The organism is Lachnoclostridium sp. Marseille-P6806 (genome assembly GCF_964238185.1).
Lineage (GTDB): Bacteria > Bacillota > Clostridia > Lachnospirales > Lachnospiraceae > Brotaphodocola.
In genome coordinates this window covers 214,677-232,679 of record NZ_CAXSLG010000003.1, presented here as the reverse complement: position 1 = coordinate 232,679, position 18,003 = coordinate 214,677, and the positions used below count along the sequence as shown (strand labels likewise).

General features: G+C 47.8%; 19 protein-coding genes. 10 read left to right on the top strand and 9 right to left on the bottom strand.

The window, feature by feature from the left end:
- Positions 1–359: 359 nt before the first annotated feature.
- The 3 genes from ACESON_RS05205 to ACESON_RS05195 all read right to left on the bottom strand — a co-directional run bounded on the left by ACESON_RS05205 (position 360) and on the right by ACESON_RS05195 (position 3,134).
- Positions 360–1,388, bottom strand: a complete 1,029-nt coding sequence (locus tag ACESON_RS05205) for a hypothetical protein (RefSeq protein WP_373108754.1) — start codon at positions 1,386–1,388, stop codon at positions 360–362.
- The gene (locus tag ACESON_RS05200; RefSeq protein WP_177958731.1) at positions 1,385–2,110 is read right to left on the bottom strand and encodes a sigma-70 family RNA polymerase sigma factor; all 726 of its coding nucleotides are present in this window, start codon (positions 2,108–2,110) and stop codon (positions 1,385–1,387) included. The genes ACESON_RS05205 and ACESON_RS05200 overlap by 4 nt, the downstream gene beginning before the upstream one ends.
- 214 nt (positions 2,111–2,324) lie before the next feature.
- Complete coding sequence (locus ACESON_RS05195) at positions 2,325–3,134, bottom strand: hypothetical protein (RefSeq protein WP_373108753.1); 810 nt, start codon at positions 3,132–3,134, stop codon at positions 2,325–2,327.
- 216 nt (positions 3,135–3,350) lie between these two features.
- Between ACESON_RS05195 and ACESON_RS05190 the strand changes: the two genes are divergently transcribed.
- The 8 genes from ACESON_RS05190 (at position 3,351) to ACESON_RS05155 (ending at position 11,836) form a co-directional block, all read left to right on the top strand.
- A complete protein-coding gene (locus ACESON_RS05190) occupies positions 3,351–3,884 on the top strand; it encodes an HD domain-containing protein (RefSeq protein WP_177958733.1) in 534 nt (177 codons plus the stop codon).
- Between the two features lie 388 nt (positions 3,885–4,272).
- A complete protein-coding gene (locus tag ACESON_RS05185; protein ID WP_373108752.1) occupies positions 4,273–5,115 on the top strand; it encodes a hypothetical protein in 843 nt (280 codons plus the stop codon).
- 54 nt (positions 5,116–5,169) lie between these two features.
- Positions 5,170–5,496 (top strand): cupin domain-containing protein, encoded by a 327-nt coding sequence (locus ACESON_RS05180; RefSeq protein ID WP_373108751.1) that lies wholly within the window; start codon positions 5,170–5,172, stop codon positions 5,494–5,496.
- A 47-nt stretch (positions 5,497–5,543) separates the two neighbouring features.
- A complete protein-coding gene (locus tag ACESON_RS05175; RefSeq protein ID WP_177958736.1) occupies positions 5,544–5,900 on the top strand; it encodes a Spx/MgsR family RNA polymerase-binding regulatory protein in 357 nt (118 codons plus the stop codon).
- A gap of 61 nt (positions 5,901–5,961) precedes the next feature.
- The gene (gene trpS / locus ACESON_RS05170; protein ID WP_373108750.1) at positions 5,962–6,966 is read left to right on the top strand and encodes a tryptophan--tRNA ligase; all 1,005 of its coding nucleotides are present in this window, start codon (positions 5,962–5,964) and stop codon (positions 6,964–6,966) included.
- Positions 6,967–7,018: 52 nt separating this feature from the next.
- On the top strand, positions 7,019–7,816 hold the full coding sequence (gene ucpA / locus ACESON_RS05165) for an SDR family oxidoreductase UcpA (protein ID WP_177958738.1): 798 nt from the start codon (positions 7,019–7,021) through the stop codon (positions 7,814–7,816).
- A 385-nt stretch (positions 7,817–8,201) separates the two neighbouring features.
- Positions 8,202–10,811 carry an HAD-IC family P-type ATPase gene (locus ACESON_RS05160; protein ID WP_177958739.1) on the top strand — a complete coding sequence of 870 codons (2,610 nt, stop codon included), beginning with the start codon at positions 8,202–8,204 and terminating at the stop codon, positions 10,809–10,811.
- Between the two features lie 122 nt (positions 10,812–10,933).
- Complete coding sequence (locus ACESON_RS05155) at positions 10,934–11,836, top strand: fumarylacetoacetate hydrolase family protein (RefSeq protein ID WP_373108749.1); 903 nt, start codon at positions 10,934–10,936, stop codon at positions 11,834–11,836.
- On the opposite strand, the gene ACESON_RS05150 is transcribed toward ACESON_RS05155, so the two are convergent.
- The 6 genes from ACESON_RS05150 to ACESON_RS05125 all read right to left on the bottom strand — a co-directional run bounded on the left by ACESON_RS05150 (position 11,833) and on the right by ACESON_RS05125 (position 16,316).
- Positions 11,833–12,624, bottom strand: coding sequence for an AAC(3) family N-acetyltransferase (locus ACESON_RS05150; protein ID WP_177958741.1), 792 nt, complete (start codon positions 12,622–12,624; stop codon positions 11,833–11,835). The two genes, ACESON_RS05155 and ACESON_RS05150, sit on opposite strands and share 4 nt — an antisense overlap.
- Before the next feature lie 115 nt (positions 12,625–12,739).
- A complete protein-coding gene (rbr, locus tag ACESON_RS05145; protein ID WP_373108748.1) occupies positions 12,740–13,276 on the bottom strand; it encodes a rubrerythrin in 537 nt (178 codons plus the stop codon).
- Positions 13,277–13,422: 146 nt separating this feature from the next.
- On the bottom strand, positions 13,423–13,965 hold the full coding sequence (locus ACESON_RS05140; protein WP_177958743.1) for an NADH peroxidase: 543 nt from the start codon (positions 13,963–13,965) through the stop codon (positions 13,423–13,425).
- Between the two features lie 154 nt (positions 13,966–14,119).
- Positions 14,120–14,515: a transcriptional repressor gene (locus tag ACESON_RS05135; RefSeq protein ID WP_177958744.1), complete on the bottom strand. Its 396-nt coding sequence runs from the start codon at positions 14,513–14,515 to the stop codon at positions 14,120–14,122.
- A gap of 117 nt (positions 14,516–14,632) precedes the next feature.
- On the bottom strand, positions 14,633–15,574 hold the full coding sequence (locus ACESON_RS05130) for a LysR substrate-binding domain-containing protein (RefSeq protein WP_177958745.1): 942 nt from the start codon (positions 15,572–15,574) through the stop codon (positions 14,633–14,635).
- On the bottom strand, positions 15,567–16,316 hold the full coding sequence (locus ACESON_RS05125) for a PHP domain-containing protein (protein ID WP_177958746.1): 750 nt from the start codon (positions 16,314–16,316) through the stop codon (positions 15,567–15,569). Before ACESON_RS05125 ends, ACESON_RS05130 begins: the two co-directional genes overlap by 8 nt.
- A gap of 164 nt (positions 16,317–16,480) precedes the next feature.
- On the opposite strand from ACESON_RS05125, the gene ACESON_RS05120 reads away from it, so the two are divergent.
- Together ACESON_RS05120 and ACESON_RS05115 are read left to right on the top strand one after the other, a co-directional pair.
- The gene (locus ACESON_RS05120) at positions 16,481–17,203 is read left to right on the top strand and encodes a S1 RNA-binding domain-containing protein (protein ID WP_177958747.1); all 723 of its coding nucleotides are present in this window, start codon (positions 16,481–16,483) and stop codon (positions 17,201–17,203) included.
- A gap of 135 nt (positions 17,204–17,338) precedes the next feature.
- Positions 17,339–18,001, top strand: coding sequence for a GTP pyrophosphokinase family protein (locus ACESON_RS05115; RefSeq protein WP_177990542.1), 663 nt, complete (start codon positions 17,339–17,341; stop codon positions 17,999–18,001).
- Positions 18,002–18,003: the final 2 nt, after the last annotated feature.

Below are 18,003 nucleotides of genomic sequence, written 5' to 3'. Positions count from 1 at the left end.
AGAAAAGGGAAAACCGGGGTTAGAGAAAAAATTTGAAAATTTTTTTACTGTTCATGGCTTGCGGCAGATGATAAAATATGATATTCTGAATTCATCTTCAGAAGAGAGTCTTTGATTGAAAGAAATCTTTGGCAGTTCGTCAGATTGATACCAGACTAAGTTTTAAAATTTCAGAATAAAATCAGGAAGTGCTGTTTGGATGCAAAAAACTTGTTTGCGGGTGACTCCGCCTGCAGCAGGGCGCGTTTGCAGCGAAAAGGTCATAATTGCTGAGATTTATTAAGCCATTTTCATTTGCAGATAAGGGGACTTATAAAACAGAAAATCCCTGCCGAAATCAATTCGGCAGGGAGAAAGACTCAGTCGTCATCGTTATCATTGCTGTCCTCATCACTGCTGTTGTCGGTGTCATGCTCCTCGCCGTCCTCATCACTGCTGCTGTCATTGCCGTCATGCTCATCCTCGTCATTATCATTGTGATCATCTGTATGCTCAGCATCATCGTTTGTATCCAGCCGCGGGCTGTGTTCGTCCAGGTCATTGTTATCGGTATCCCGCTCGCTGTCATCATCTTGCCTGTCTGCTGTATTCTCCCTGTCATCGTCCTTCCCTTCGGACGTGTCCTCGCTGTCGTCTTCGTCATCCTCATTAAGAGCGCCCTCGTCGCCTTCGTCTTCAGAATCATCGTCCTCCTCATCTATTTCCTGAAATTTGGAGATTTCGGAGAGAGGCGTATTGTCAGGAGCGCTGGGGAGGACAGGAGCATCGGGAAGTGAACCTGTGGGGAGGGGCTCTGCGGATACAGGTGCTTCGGATGCAGCAGATACAGTGACAGATACCGCATCATTCAGATGGTTTTCCAGTTCGGTTAGAAGGCGATCCTCTGTTTTGGCGATCCAGTTTTCATGAGAGGATTCCAGAGTCAGAAAAATCTGTCCGCCTTCCTTCAGATAACCCATTTCCATGGCTCTGTCTGCCAGCTCGTCAGAAGCCTGTTCCAGCTTTTGTCCTCGAAACTGGTAGCCGTCAAGAAGCCGCAGACCATCATCATTGAGACCATCTGCAGAAATAACATAGTCAAGCCGGTTGACGGTCAGCTTCAGATCAGGATTGATTTGAATTCGGACAGCTCCATAGGGGGTCAGACAGACATGCCAGGTTCCCAGAACAGCCAGGAAGAAGCATGCAGCCAGAGAGGCAGCGGAGAGAAGCATTCGGCGTCTGCGCAGGGATTTTATTGTGATGGGCTCCTCTTCTGCAGTACATTCTATAACGAAGGATACCGTTTCCCCGACCTGATAATTCAGATTGGCAACCTTCAGAAATCGTCCTGTCTGATCCAAAACTACAGCGTATCCGGGATGGCATTCCATTACAAGATAAGTCATAGCGGTTTCTCCTTTCGTTTCATAAACTGCAGATGTCCTCGGATGATTTCAAAACCATTGGTGTAGGCCAGAAGAATGGCAACGAGATATTTCCGGTGCCGTTCCAGGGTTTTTCGCTCTGTTCCGGAACCGGCAGCCAGCTGAGCCAGAGGCAGTTTTTTGCTGTGAATCATCTGGACCAAAAGCTGAGGATGGGATTTCGCATAATCCAGCACCTTCATGCAGGCATCCATGGTTCGTTCCTGTCTGGGGCAGTTATCAGCAATGTCAGACAGTGTAAGCCCAAAGGACTCCAGTTGATGAGAAAATTCTTCGATTTCTGTGCGGGCCGCTGTTATCTGAAGAACCTCGTTCATTTTGTCAGAACGATCCGGAAGCTGTTCTCCAAGGGAGCGGCTGTCATCCTGAGAGGATGGCAGATCCAGAGAGAGAAGGGATTTATGCCGCTGTTCTTTTCGGGCATAATCAATCAGCCGGTTTCGAATAGCAGTGGAAGCCAGCGTAAAGAATGCTCCCTTTTCTGTCCGATAAGAGAGAATGGATTCATAGAAGGCAAACATGGCAATATTCAGTTCATCCTGGTTTTCATCCGGCGGGCGTTTCAGAAAGCGGGCAGTTTCTGATTTGATAAATGGAAGGTACTGGCGAATCAGCTGGTCAGCAGCACGGCTGTCGCCCTGGGCCTTCTGAACCTGGCGGACGATCTGGTGTTCTTGATTCATAGGCAAAATCTCCCTTTTCCTATAGAATACGAATAAAATGTTAAAAAAACGGGGCTGCATCGAAAAAATTGTAACAGTTCAGTGTTACAAAAAATTTGAATTTTGAAGAAGCTGTTTTCTGTCATAGGAGAATGGCGCCTAAGACAGAAAAAGGTGCAGAGACTGTCAGAAACAGCATCTGCACCGGAAGGTAAAGCCTGACCAAATGCAGGATTTACTGGATGGTAATTTTTGCTTTTGATGTAGATTCTTCTGTAGATGAGCTTTTCTTTTTACTGCTTTCAGAAGCGGCCTGTGTGGCTTCAGCGGCAGCAGAAGTGGTTTCCTCACTGCCTTCTTCTGCCTCCTGCTCTGGTGTGCTGTCGAGAACCTCGCTGCCGTTTTCTTTGTGAGAGGTAAAGGAACCCTGCGCCTCATTGCCAGCCATATCCTGTACGAAAATACGAAGTCCGGCAGAATCCATAGTAAAGGAAAAGGTATTCAGATCCCGGTTTGTAACCAGAGGAAGAACACGTTCACCTGTGGAATTCAGCGCATAAACGGAATCATAATTAATGCCGGCCTGACTGTCAGTCAGAGTTACGGTCAGTACGCCGTCTTCTACATAAGAGGCAGAAAAGGTGGGAGGCGTGTCATCCAGAATATTCACATATTTGATATTGTCCTCAGGCATTCCGTTAAAATTGGTAACAATAGCCTGGAGAGAACCATTTCTGTGAAGGGTGGTGGTATATGTCCGCTTTTTGCCTTTTGTCAGTTCCAAATTTTCACCATCCAGCTCCATGACAATGGATTTGGTGGGAAGCCAGGACTTCATGGTAAGGGTGGCAGTGGTAGTCTGATAATCGCTGGTATCTTCTACAGTCAGCTCAAATTTGGGCTTGGCTGTCACAAGGTAAAAAACTATGGCGTTAAATACAAGAAATGGCAATATGTAAAACAGCAGAATATGCGGCCACTCGCTGGCAGGCTTCTGCTTGTGTCTGCCGGATCGCCGGTAAGATGACTGATGATAATGTTCCATGACAGCTCCTTTGCATACAATATTTTCTGTCCATAAGCATAGCAGAAAAGCCGGGGATTTACAAGTGAACATTTTCTTACTTTTCTGCATCTGCCATTGGTTTTTTCGGCGGTTTTAGCGAAGAGACCTTTTCAGAAGGAGGTGGTTATGGTATGATGAAATCAGGAAGAGAACGGTAGTCTGTAGCTGAGTGCAGACTTTGTGAAAGGAACGAATATGATACGGAAGGCAGCAGAGTTTGCGGCAAAGGCACACGAGGGAGCAGTCCGGAAAGGAAGCCGGATTCCCTATATTTATCATCCCATGGAGGCAGCTGTGATTGTGGCTCAGATGACGGAGGATGAGGAAGTGATTGCTGCGGCTTATCTTCATGATGTCCTGGAGGACACCGCAGTGACGGCAGAGCAGCTGGAGAAAGAATTTGGAGGCCGGGTTTTGGCTCTGGTTTCTGCTGAGACGGAGGATAAATCCCTTTCCTGGAGAGAGCGCAAGCAGGCGGCGATTGAACATTTAAAGACAGCCTCCAGAGAAGAAAAGATTCTTGTGCTTGGAGACAAGCTGAGCAATATGCGAAGCACTGCCCGGGATTATATGGCAGAAGGAGAACATGTGTGGCAGCGCTTTAATGAAAAACGCCGGGAGTGCCATCAGTGGTATATGGCCGGAATGCTGGAGGGACTGAAGGAGCTGGAGGATACAACTGCTTATCAGGAATTCAGCCAGCTGTTTCATTTCGTTTACGGGGCATAAAAAGGATAACCTGCGCTGAGGGAGAGATGGGCGCTCTGCGAATTCTTTGCCTCAGCACAGTCTCTGCAGACAGGATATGTCTGCAGCTTCAGAAGCCATCCCGGAAAGAAAAATCGAAAGCCGGCAGTTTGCTTTCATACAAAAGAAAAATCGAAATAATCTATCAAAAGTTTCTGTAAGAATTTTGAACTACGGATCTGTTCTTGATCCGGAAGAATCCCATAAAAAACAGCAGCTCAGGACAGAGATCCGTTTTAGACAGCTGCATCAGGAAACAATTTCAGAAAAGGCCTGTAAGAATGCCATGCGGCAAAATGGGGCATGACAAGCTCTGATCTTGCTGCAGGGAAAATTCCGATGGATTTTTGCGGCCGGAAAAGGAGAGGGAATGAAGATTTTTTGGAGAGAAAAGCAATATGATGAAAAAATGCGGACAAGCTGTATTCAGATCATGATTTGGGTGGGGCTGGTTTTGATTCAGATGATGATTGTAGGCTGTCTGACTGTTCGGGCAGAGATACAGGAAGGCGGGAAGGAAACCATCGAAAAAAAGCTGGAATATACGCAGCTGGAGGAGGGGATGGATTTTCCGGAAACCATAGAAGTTCAGGTAAAGACAGAGCAGGGGACAGAGACAGTCTTGTGCCGTGCAGCAGAACAGAGGGTTACAGGAGAGCGATGGCTGGAGGATTTTTCTTTTCCTGTTACCTTCCACCGCTATCATTCCGATTATTACCGCCTGGGAGAGTTTCTGGTACCTTTTCAGGAAGAAAAACCAAAGCTGGAGGGCTGTGAGTCTGAGTTGCTTCGACAGCTGGGACTTTCTTCAGATGCCTACGAGATCCTGGATTTTCAATGGCAGGGCGGAACCTATCTGGGACAGGACGGAACGCTCTGCCGTGACGGAATCGGAACAGGGCGGCGTCTGGTACGGGATTATCTGGTTACATACAGGGGAACCTATCAGAGGATGGCAGAAACAGAGGAATTGCAGGAAAGCGAGGAGCAGAAGCCAAATGTGCAGGAAGCCGGTTTGGGAGGACAGGGAGAGGATTCCTGGGAAGGGGCGGAAACTATACAGAGAAGGTTCCTTTCCTTCTGGAAAAAGGCAACGCGTTTTCTGCTGATTGCAGTAGGAATCGGAGGTATTTTCTTTCTGGGCGGACTTTTCTTTCTGGGGCTGTTATGGGTAGAAAAATATCTGCGAAAATGGTATAATAGCAGAAATTAAAATCCGTGATACAGACTGAATATACACCGGATGGGATTAAGGAGGAATTTAATCATGTTTACAGAAAATAAAAACGTAGAGGCAACAGATCTGGGCGGAGGAGTAATCAGAAAGATTTTATCTTACAGCAAGAATCTGATGACAGTGGAGCTTCAGTTCCAGAAGGGGGCTGTCGGTGCAAAGCATTCCCATCCGCACGAGCAGATTGGTTATATCGTGTCTGGACGCCTGATTTATCAGGAGGAGGGCTGTGAGGATAAAGAACTGCAGACAGGTGATACTTACTATGTAAAACCAGACGCGGTTCATGGAATCCAGGTTCTGGAGGATACGGTTCTTCTGGATGTTTTCACTCCGATGCGGGAGGATTTTGTAAAATAAAAGGAAATTACAATAAAAGGCAGAATTGGAAGATAAAGGAGAAGAGAATGCTGTTTATCGAATATCCATCATGCAGTACCTGCCAGAAAGCAAAAAAATGGCTGAATGCTCATGAAATCGCGTTTATAGATCGTCACATTGCAGAAGAGAATCCCACGGCAGAGGAGCTTAGGGAGTGGATCGGACGTTCCGGTCTGGAAATCCGGAAATTTTTTAATACCAGTGGAATGAAGTATCGGGAACTGGGGCTGAAGGATCGGCTGGCAGATATGAGTGACGAAGAAAAGATCGGACTTTTGGCCCAGGATGGAATGCTGGTAAAGCGCCCTCTGGTGGTAACAGAGGACCGAATTTTAGTAGGATTTAAAGAGAAAGAGTGGGAAGAGGCCCTGCTGAAAAATTGACATTTGAAAGCCGTGGTGCTACACTGATTTCATAATTACGAAGCGACAGGAGAAGAATGTTATGTTAAATGGAAAGAAAGTATTATTCAGTGGTATGCAGGCTACCGGAAACCTGACTCTTGGAAACTACCTGGGGGCCCTGAAAAACTGGGTTACCATTGCTGATGAATATGAAACCTTTTACAGCGTAGTAGATATGCATTCTATTACGGTGCGCCAGGATCCGGCAGAGCTGCGCAGACGCGCAAGAAATCTGCTGACCCTGTATATTGCAGCTGGTCTGGATCCGGAGAAAAACTGTATTTATTACCAGTCTCATGTATCTGGCCATGCTGAGCTGGCCTGGATTCTGAACTGCTTTACCTATATGGGTGAATTAAATCGTATGACCCAGTTTAAGGACAAGGCAGCCAAGCATGCAGATAACATTAATGCAGGTCTGTTTACCTATCCGGTTTTGATGGCTGCGGATATTCTGCTGTACCAGGCCGATGTGGTTCCTGTTGGAATCGATCAGATGCAGCATCTGGAGCTGACAAGGGACATTGCTCAGAGATTCAATGGAGTTTACGGCGATGTATTCACTGTTCCGGAGGCATATATCGGCAAGGTTGGAGCGAAGATCATGAGTCTTCAGGAGCCTGCAAAGAAGATGTCCAAATCTGATGAAAATCCTAACGGAAGCATTTATCTGATGGATGATCCGGATACGATTATCCGCAAATTTAAACGGGCAGTGACTGATTCCGAGGCCTGCGTGCGCTACTGTGAGGAGCAGCCGGGAATCAGAAACCTGATTGATATTTACTGTGCATGTACCGGAAAGACGCCGGCAGATGTGGAGAAGGAATTTGATGGAAAGGGCTACGGCGATTTTAAGATGGCAGTAGGTGAGTCTGTTGTAGATGTACTGAAGCCGCTGCAGGATCGGTTTGCAGACCTTTCAAAGAATAAAGATTATCTGGACAGCGTGATTAAGAATAATACAGAGAAGGCACAGTACTTCTCCAATAAGACTCTGCGCAAGGTTCAGAAAAAGGTAGGCTTCCCGGAGCGGATCCGCTGAGGCAGATACGAAGAAGCTTCCGTCAGAATATATCAGAAAAGGAGCAGATACGATGGCTAAATTGGATGGAAAAGTTGCACTGATTACCGGCGCTGCAGCAGGCCTTGGAGAAGGCATTGCTTCTGCTTATGCAAAGTATGGCGCAAAAATGATTCTGGTTGACCTGTCGCCCGCTGTTGAGGAGACTGCCGAGAAGCTGCGCAGAGAATATGGCGCAGAGGTTATTACGGCAGTTGCCAATGTGGCGGATCGTGCGCAGATGGATGCGGCTGCGGCAAAGGCGGTTGAGGCCTTCGGGGCAATTCATATTGCCTGCTGCAATGCCGGAGTATGCCGTCTGGCACCCTTTGAAGAGATGGATGACGCTACCAGGGATTTTCATATTGATGTGAATATCAAGGGTGTGTGGAACACCTGTAAGGCCGTGATTCCCTATATGTTAAAGCAGGGAGGCGGCAGTATTGTCATCGCATCCTCTGTAACAGGAGATATCGTGGCAGATGCCGGAGAGGCCGCTTATGCCATGACAAAGGCGGCGCTGGTTGGACTGACCAAATGTCTGGCTGTCGAATATGCAGGACGGAATATCCGTGTAAACTGTTCTCAGCTGGGATATGCGCGGACACCGATGGTAGAAAAGATGGCTATGGAATCCAATCCGGAGAATCCGGAGGCAGCTATTGCTGATATTGCAGCAGGGGTACCCATGGGACGCCTTGCAAAGCCCATAGAAGTGGGAGAGCTGTTTGCATTTCTGGGAAGCGACGAGTCCAGCTATCTGACCGGCTCTCAGATTGTGATAGACGGAGGCAGTACTTTGCCGGAAACCATGTCCATTGGAACCAACTGAGTGGGAGCATCGATGGAATGTTTGAAGCGGAAACGTCAGCACAGAGGCGTTAAAACAACGTAAAAAAATATAGATTTTGTTGACAGTTTTCCAGTTTGTATGCCATATTATAAAAAACGCAAAAACAGAGTGTTTTGATAATGAGCCAGGCATTCCAAGGGAGTAGTTGCAAGGACAGGATCAACATACGCGGCGAAGCATCGCCTGGTCCTGGACACCGGAAGCATAAAACGGTAACGAGACTTTTCATGCATGAAAGAATTTCATGTGTGGAGAGTCTCGTTTTTTGTCATAGGAAAGTGCGTCCCATGAAATAAAAACGCGGAAATACAGTCCTAGAAATACGGAATGCCTCATACCTTAAAATAAGCAAAGGAGAGACAAGATGAAAACGTGGTATCGAGAATCAGCGGAAAATGTGCTGAGGGATATGGGCAGCAGCCGAAGCGGTCTGACACAGCAGCAGGCCGAAGCGGTACGAAAGAAGGCCGGGGAAAATGTCCTTCAGGAAGGGACTGGAAAAAAGGCCTGGCAGGTGTTTTTGGAACAGTTTCAGGATCTTCTGGTGATAATCCTGATTGCTGCAGCAGGGATTTCCATGGTATCTGATAATGTGGAAAGTGCAGTGGTTATTTTTGCAGTGATACTGATGAATGCGGTTCTGGGAACTGTACAGCATGAAAAGGCGAGAAAATCCCTGGACAGTCTGAAATCCCTGTCCTCGCCGTCAGCGAAGGTGATACGAAATGGACAGACTCTGGAAATCCCGTCCGCTCAGGTGGTTCCGGGAGATTTGATAGCTCTGGAGGCAGGAGATCTGGCTGTAGCAGACGGACGCCTTTTGGAGTGCCATAATCTTCAGGTCAATGAAAGCTCTCTGACGGGAGAATCTCTGGCTGTGGAAAAGCAGGCGGAAGCGATGGAGACAGAAGGGGCGGTTCCTCTGGGCGATCAGTTCAATATGATTTTTTCAGGTTCTTTGATTATTCAGGGACGGGCAGTGATGGTGGCAACGGCAACGGGAATGCACACGGAAATTGGAAAAATTGCAGCTCTCATGAATGCCACAGGTGAGAAAAAAACACCGCTTCAGATCAGCCTGGATCGTTTCAGCGGCCATCTGGCAGCTGTTATTATGGGAATCTGCGCCCTGGTATTTGCATTAAGCTTGTACCGGAAAATGCCAGTGCTGGATTCGCTGATGTTTGCAGTAGCGCTGGCTGTGGCGGCAATTCCTGAGGCTCTGGGCTCTATTGTAACCATTGTGCAGGCTATGGGAACGCAGCGGATGGCACGGGAAAATGCCATTATCAAGGATTTAAAGGCAGTAGAAAGTCTGGGCTGCGTGTCTGTAATCTGTTCTGATAAAACAGGAACTCTGACGCAGAATAAAATGACAGTAGAAGAGGTTTTTGCAGACGGAGAGTTGATGGCGCCGGGGCAGATTTCCATGTACCAGAAGGCCGGACGTTATCTGGTATACGGATTTACCCTGGCAAATGATGCCAGACTTCAGGGGGAGGAAGGAATCGGAGATCCCACGGAGCTTGCCCTTCTGGAAATGGCGGTCCGGGCCGGGGCGGACAGCGAGGAGCTGCGGCGGGAAATGCCGAGGCTGGAAGAGCTTCCCTTTGATTCTGAAAGAAAGCTGATGAGTACCGTTCATATGTGTGACGGACAGAGAGTTCTGTTTACAAAAGGGGCTATGGACGTGATTCTTGACCGGACCGGAGAACTGATGACAAAGAACGGGGCGATTCCCATGACTCCGGCCTGGAGGCAGAGACTGCAGGAGCAGAACAGAGCATGGTCGGAAAAAGGGCTTCGGGTTCTGGCTGTGGCATACCGTCCGTTGGAGGAGATGGAGTGCTGCAGTCTGGAAGCAGAGAACGGATATGTTTTTCTGGGAATGGCAGCCATGATGGACCCACCCAGAATAGAATCACGTCCGGCAGTGCTCAGCGCCAGAAGAGCAGGAATCCGTCCGGTTATGATTACCGGAGATCACAAAATTACAGCTATGGCCATTGCAGGAAAAATCGGCATTATGGAGGAGGGGGATCTGGCTCTGACCGGACCGGAGCTGGATGCGATGAAGGAGGAAGAGCTGGATGAAAAGCTGGAAAACATTTCCGTATATGCAAGAGTTTCTCCAGAGCATAAAATCAGAATTGTAGATGCATGGCAGAGAAAAGGCTGTATTGTAGCCATGACGGGAGACGGAGTCAATGATGCTCCGGCTTTAAAGAAGGCTGATATCGGGGTAGCCATGGGAATTACGGGGACAGAGGTTTCCAAAGATGCAGCCGCTATGATTCTGACAGATGACAATTTTGCCACGATTATCAAGGCGGTAGCCAACGGGCGGAATGTTTACCGGAATATCCGCCATGCGGTTCAGTTCCTTCTTTCCGGAAATATGGCAGGGATTTTCAGTGTCCTGTATACATCCCTTTTCGATCTGCCTATGCCCTTTGCACCGGTTCATCTTTTGTTTATTAACCTGCTGACAGATTCTCTTCCGGCTATTGCCATTGGTATGGAACCCCAGGAAGACGGGCTGCTCAGACAGCCTCCGAGAGATCCGAAGGAGGGGATTTTGACCAGGGAATTTTTGCTGCGGATTCTGCTGCAGGGAGGGCTGATCGCTCTTTGCACGATGACGGCCTTTCATCTGGGACTGGAAACAGGCGGCGCAGGAACTGCCAGCACCATGGCTTTTGCAGCTCTGACCTTGGCTCGTCTATTTCATGGATTTAACTGCAGAAGTGAACACTCCATTGCGAAGCTGGGCTTTCGGGGAAACCTGTGGAGCATTTTGGCCTTTGAGACAGGAGTTCTGCTTTTAGCGGCTGTTTTGTTCCTTCCGGGACTTCAGGTACTGTTTGCAGTGGCTGATTTAAACCTGCGTCAGCTTGTCAGCATTGTGGCTCTGGCTGTGATTCCCACGGTGGTGATTCAGGCCGGAAAGATGATCCGGGAGGCGCTGGCATAAGAAATCTCCTTGCAACCCTTTTTTCAGAGAGGTATAATCAAGAAAAATGCCGGAACGGAAAATAGCCGAAACAGAGAATTTCCGGAACCGGCAGAATGAGGAAAACGGGAAGGGGAGCAGAGATGAAACTGGTAACGTATCAGGTAGATCAAAAGGTGAAAATAGGAATTATCAGCGCAGACGGGGAGTGGGTATATCCGATGGATTCCATTGGTGTGGAGTATCCGACGATGCTGGAGGCAGTAAAGCAGATGTGTGAATCAGAAAAGCAGCTGCTGGAATACAGCGCCGGTCTGGAACCCGATCGCTTCCGCGGCGCAGCCCGGTTAGAGGATGTGCAGCTGCTGGCGCCGATTCCTGTGCCGGAGCAGGACATTATCTGTCTGGGAATTAACTATATGGAACATGCAGAGGAGTCTGCCCGATTTAAAAAACAGGAATTTTCCGGGGAGCGCCCCTTTGCAGTTTACTTTTCCAAACGGGTGAATGAGGCAGTGCCGGACGGTGGTTTCATTCCGGCATATGAGGGTTTGGTGGACAGTCTGGACTATGAGGCAGAGCTGGCTGTGATTGTAGGAAAGGATGCCAGAAATGTGGAGCCGGAACATGCGGAGGATTATGTGTTTGGATATACGATTTTAAATGATGTAAGCGCCCGCAATATTCAGAACCGCCATCAGCAGTGGTATTTTGGAAAAAGCTTGGATGGATTTGCGCCCATGGGACCCTGCATTCTTATCCGGGAGTCTGTTCCGTATCCGCCGTGTTTAAATATCCGCTCTTATGTAAATGGAGAACTGCGCCAGAACAGCAATACTTCCCGGATGATTTTTCACATTGATCATATTATCAGTGAGCTGTCAAAGGGAATGACTCTGAAGGCAGGAACGATTATTTCTACAGGAACTCCGTCAGGAGTGGGAATGGGATTTGAGCCTCCCCGTTTTTTGAAAGCAGGTGATGAGGTTTCCTGCGAAATAGAAGAAATTGGAAGATTGACAAACCGGATTGGCAGGGAGGATTAATCCTCCTGCCACCATTCCTGGGGAATCACATCCCGCTCCAGCAGACAGGTTTTCTCATGGGAGAGAATCCGCCGCGTCACAGAGGCTGTCTGACGGGCATCACAGAGAATGCAGTCTGCATCTCCAAAGGAAACATGGCGGGCGGCGCCGCAGGTCTCAAGGGCAGGAGCCAGCTTGGGATAATGTTCGGAAATATGCGGTTCATTTTTGTTGTAGTGGCGGTAAACCGGGCGGCGAAGAAGGGAACCGTCAGCCTGACGGATAAAAAATTCACTGGGTTCATCGGTAAGCCGCTCTGGAACATTCATGGATTCTTCGACTGCGTGGATGAAGGTGTTTCGTTCATGGCCCACGCCGATCAGAAGAATTTTTGCTCCAATATTCTCCAGTCGTCCCCAGCATCCCTCAGGACTGCAGGGAGTATCCACAGTCTCTTCGCCGGCAATGTACTCTTTTGCTTTTTTTCCATAGGCAGCAATGCTGTGAGTGGGATGAAGCGAGCGGACAACACCAGGACGTATGCGGAACAGATTTGTCAGAAGCCCTACACAGGAAGACATATTTTGAGGATCAAAAATGCGGCAGTCCGGTCCCATCTGGGCCCAGGTGTGGGTGGGCATCATGAAAAGCCCATCTGACAGATATTCCATCCAGGCGTCCAGTACAGTATCTGCGCCGCCTTCTACGTTTCCGATGGATTTCATAGAAGCGTGAACCATGATGGAATCATCAGGCTGAATGCCCATGCGGTGAATCATATCGGTAAGCTGTTGTTTTGTGTAGTTCATGTTTCATATCCTCATCTCTATTGTTGTGAAAGAGCCCGGAACCATATGGTCCGGGCTTTTGCAGTTCCTGTTTTGAATATTGTAATTTTCCGCTGTCCTGAATAATTACTAAATATTAATAGTTAACGGTCATCCGTTCAAAGTATGCCTGGGGATGTGAACATACTGGGCAGATTTCCGGAGCCTCATTACCCTCGTGGATGTATCCGCAGTTGCGGCACTTCCAGCCAAGCGGCGCCTCACCCTTGAAGGTTCCGTCTTTGCGCAGATTTTCAAGCAGCTTTAAGTAACGTTTCTCATGGGAGGCTTCTACCTCTGCTACCAGGCGGAATTTGGCAGCCAGCTCTGGAAATCCTTCTTCTTCGGCCTCTCTTGCCATACGCACATACATGTCCGTCCACTCTGCATTTTCACCGGCAGCTGCATCGACAAGATTGGCGTCTGTATCACCAATGCCGTGGATTTCTTTAAACCACATTTTCGCATGTTCTTTTTCCTGCTCGGCAGTTTCTAAATACAGAGCAGCCATCTGCTCATATCCGGCCTTCTTTGCTGCAGATGCATAGAAGGTGTATTTGGTTCGTGCCTGGGATTCCCCGGAAAATGCTTCCCAGAGATTTTTCTCGGTTTTTGTGCCTGCGTATTTTGACATAAAAAGAGCCCTCCTTTGCTTGAAATCTACAATAATAAGAATTATTACTGATTTTGTTTTAGCATAAAAAACGGGAAAATGTCAAGAAAAAATGAGAGAGAAGACGAATCCTCTCTCTCATAAAATTCCTGACGGTTCAGGATATATTAGCCAAAGTATCTCTTTAACAGACCTTCGAATGCCTTGCCGTGGCGAGCTTCATCGCGAGCCATCTCATGAACGGTGTCATGGATTGCATCCAGGTTAGCAGCTTTTGCTCTCTTAGCCAGGTCGAACTTGCCTGCGGTTGCGCCGTTCTCAGCATCAATTCTCATCTCCAGATTCTTCTTGGTAGAATCGGTAACAACCTCACCCAGAAGCTCTGCAAACTTAGCTGCGTGCTCAGCCTCTTCGTAAGCTGCCTTCTCCCAGTACAGACCGATCTCCGGATAGCCTTCTCTGTGAGCAACTCTTGCCATAGCCAGGTACATACCAACCTCAGAGCACTCGCCCTCGAAGTTAGCGCGCAGGTCAGCCAGAATATCCTCGCTTACGCCCTGTGCAACACCTACAACGTGCTCAGCAGCCCAGGTTCTCTCACCAGCCTGCTCTTTGAACTTGGAAGCCGGAGCCTTACATACCGGGCAGAATTCCGGAGCAGCGTCGCCTTCATGAACATAACCACATACAGTACAAACCCATTTCTTCATAGTTAAAATCTCCTTTACATGTTATATTAATATTAAATTAGATGCGTTATTTTGCTGCAATCAAATCAGTAATGATTACTAATATTAATTTACCACAAAACTTTTTAAATGTCAATCCTTTTTGAGAAAAATTCTTGTTAATTCTGGGAAAGGATTAGTGCCCCTGTTGTGCCATACAGTCAGAGCAGATTCCATAGAAATCAATGGAATGACTGTCAATCTTCCCGTGAATATGCGGCTGCATTTTATCTTCCAGATCCAAAGCCCAGAGTGGGGGCAGATCCTGAATACCGCCGCAGCAGCGGCATACAAAATGATAATGAGGGGCAGTGTCTCCATCAAAATGATCCTTGCCGTCACCAAAGGTCAGCTTTCGCGCCTCACCTAATTCTACCAGGAGATTCAGGTTCCGGTAAACGGTTCCGAGGCTGATGCTGGGAAACTCTTCCCTGATACTTGCGTATATGGCATCTGCAGTCGGATGGTCGTGGCGGTTCATCAGACATGCTTTGATAGATTCTCTCTGACGGCTATACTTTAATGTCTTCATAGACCAGCTCCTTGAAAATAAAATAATAGTAACAATTACTATATTTATTTTAAGAGATCCTGGAGGAATTGTCAAGTGTTTTCTGTCAGACGGCACAGTTACTTTTTATAGTTAACGTCAGATAGTCTCTTTTGCAATTCGTATGAATTCTTTGGTGGCCTGTGACATATAATGGCCTTTGTGATATCCGATTGCCAGTATTCCATGAGCTTTTGCATAATCCAGGGAATAGAAGCTGACAGGAGAATTCTGCTGCTGCATTTTTTGGCGGAATTCCTGATGGCCGGAAATAAACATCCTGGGATAGAATGTGATTCCCATGCCCTTGATGCACAGCCCCAGCACAGTTTCAATGTTTTCTGTCTCCAGTACGACATTGGGCGTCATCTGGGCTTCTTCAAACATTTCGTCAGCAATGGTGCGAACCCGGTTTCCCTTGTTAATCAGAAGAAACGGGCAGTCTCTGAGCAGGGTCAGATCCGTGTGCTGTTTTAACTGCTCTTTGATTTCTTCCAGACGGCCAGGAAAGGTCCGCTCCAAAACAGCATCTGGCACTGCAAGCAGGATTTCCTCCTCACAGAGCGGAATGGTTTCTGTATTTTCGGCTTTAAACGGCTGCATATCAATAACCAGATCCACATCTCCGTGAAGCAGGGCTGAAGCCAGGGTGGAGGAATTGCCTTCCACCAGCCTCAGATCAATATTGGGAAAGCGTTCTTTATAGCAGGGGAGAATTTCCGGAAGAATCATCCTTCCTCTGGTGTGAGAAAGCCCGATAGTCAGCTGGCCAATGGAAAAGTCTTTGATATCAGCCAGTTCACGGTAGGTTTCATCCCGCAGCTCCAGAATTTTTCGTGCCTTTCCTTTCAGAGCCTGTCCGGCATAGGTGAGGGTCAGAGGTGTGGTCCGGTTAAACAAAACCACATCAAATTCTTTTTCCAGATTGGAAATATGATTGCTCAGGGACTGCTGGGAAATAAAAAGCCGTTTGGCTGCCCGGGTAAAGTTCAGTTCCTCAGCGGCTACCAGAAAGTATTCCAGATTAAGAAAGTTAATCATGAGAAAAGCCTCCTGTGTAAACCGGCTGTTTCAGGCAGGGAATGTAGGAAGCGGCCTTTTCTATCGAAGCGTTGACGATCAGTTCTTCGGGAAAGGCAATTTCCTGTATCAGGTCCCAGGCACGTCTGTGATTTCCCACATCAGCTTCACAGTGGGCATCACTGTCGATAATGACGGATACCTGGTGTTTTCGGCACAGCTCCAGCATGGAAATATAATTCTCCCGTGCGCCTTCTCTGTGGCACTGAGGATGAAGAGAGGAGGCGTTGACCTCCAAAAGCACATGGTGTTCTTTCGCTGCGCAGACCAGAGTTTCGTAATCCACAGGGAATCTTCCGTCATCAGGATGGCCGATAATCTGGACATATGGATTCTTCATGGCGCCCAGATAGGCTGCAGTGTTCTGGCTGACGGTTCCGCTTTTGTAACAGGGATCATGGATACTGGCAATCGCAAAATCAAGTCCCTTGCAGTAGCGTGGGCTCAGATCCACAGTGCCTTCATAATCCAGAATATTCAGTTCACAGCCCAGCATCAGCTTGACTCCGTAAAGCTCTCTGGGAACTACCTTAAAATTGATAAAGTAAAAAGGATGGCAGGTGCCGGGCATCTTGGGAGCGTGTTCTGTAACGCCTAAAAGGCTGACCCCTTTTTCTGATGCAGAGCGAACCATCTCATAAAGCGTATTGTATGCATGCCCGCTGACAATGGTATGGGTATGCAGATCAAGAATGTCTGTCATGGTGATTATGCTCTCCTAAACGGTGTATTTCTTGTAACAGTATATCACAATCAGAGATACTTTTCTAACAAAACTATGGTAAAAAAGGCGAAAATGTGGTAAAGTCAAGTATAACGGGCAGAATCTGTTCTGCCCAGGAGGACGATGAAAAGGAGTGTGCAACAATGAGCGAAGAAGTAAAAGAGACAATGGAAGATTTTGCAAGCGAGCTGGAGGCTTCCTACAAGGAGTTTGACGAGCGCCGCAATCCGTATCAGGAACAGGAAGGTCCTGATGCAGAGAAGTGGGCAGAGCTGGTACAGCAGATGCAGGATAAGGCAGTTCTGAATGTAAAGGTGAAAGAGGCTGTAAAGGGCGGACTGGTAACCTATGTGAATGATATCCAGGGCTTTATTCCCGCATCTCAGATTTCTACCAAATACGTAGAGAAGTTAGAGGATATGGTAGGCCAGCATCTGGAGGTTACTCCGATTACCGTGGTTCCGGAGAACAAAAAACTGGTTCTGTCCGGGAGAGCTGTGATGAAGCAGAAGGAAGAGGAAGAGAAAGCTGCGAAGATGGCTGCTGTAGAGGTTGGTGCTGTTGTTGAGGGTACCGTTGACAGCCTGAAGGACTACGGCGCATTTGTAAATCTGGACGGCGGTTTGTCCGGTCTTCTGCATGTGTCTCAGATCAGCACTCAGAGAATCAAGCATCCGGGCGTGGTTCTGAAAGAGGGCCAGAAGGTGACTGTTAAGATTATCGGTATTAAGGACGGCAAAATCAGCCTGAGCATGAAGGCTCTGGCTCAGGAGGAGCCGGTTGAGAAGGAAGAAACCTTCAACTACAAAGAAACCGGAGCAGCTACCACTGGACTGGGAGCTCTGTTAAAGGGACTGAAACTGTAAAGACAGGGAAAATAAGGCCCGGCTGACTTGCAGGATTTCCTGTTCGTCAGCCGGGCCGGAATCCGCCGGAAGGAATTCCTCCTCCGGCGAAGATATAAAAGCAGGGAGTATAAACAGGCAGTGGAGGAGATAGGGTTGACGAATATCCCCAACGTTTACAGTCAGATGGATCAGTGGAACTCCGTGATGTTCCTCTATGATTCCGCTCTGAAGGCAATTCGTACCAAGATTGAAATTTTAAACGGAGAGTTTGTCCATATTTACGGACACACTCCGATCGAACACATTAAATCCAGACTGAAAACCCCGGACAGCATTGTAAAAAAGCTGAAGCGGGACGGGCTGGAGGTAACCATTGACAATATGGTGGAAAAGCTGAGCGATATTGCAGGAATCCGCATTATCTGTTCCTTCACCCAGGACATTTATCAGATTGCAGAGATGATTGCAAGACAGAAGGATGTCAGCGTTCTTTATGTGAAGGATTATATCAGGCAGCCTAAACCTAATGGGTATAAAAGTTACCATATGGTGGTGACGATTCCCATTTATCTGGCGGCCGGAGCAGTGGAAACCAAGGTGGAAATTCAGATCCGGACAGTGGCCATGGATTTCTGGGCCAGTCTAGAACATAAAATTTATTACAAATTTGAAGGAAATGCTCCGGATTCTCTGCAGGCGGAGCTGAAGGCATGTGCGGATATGGTGGATATGCTGGATGCCAAGATGTTTTCCTTAAACCAGTCTATTCTGGAACTGGGAGAGCAGGAAGCAGCCGAGCAGAAGGAACGGACATAAAA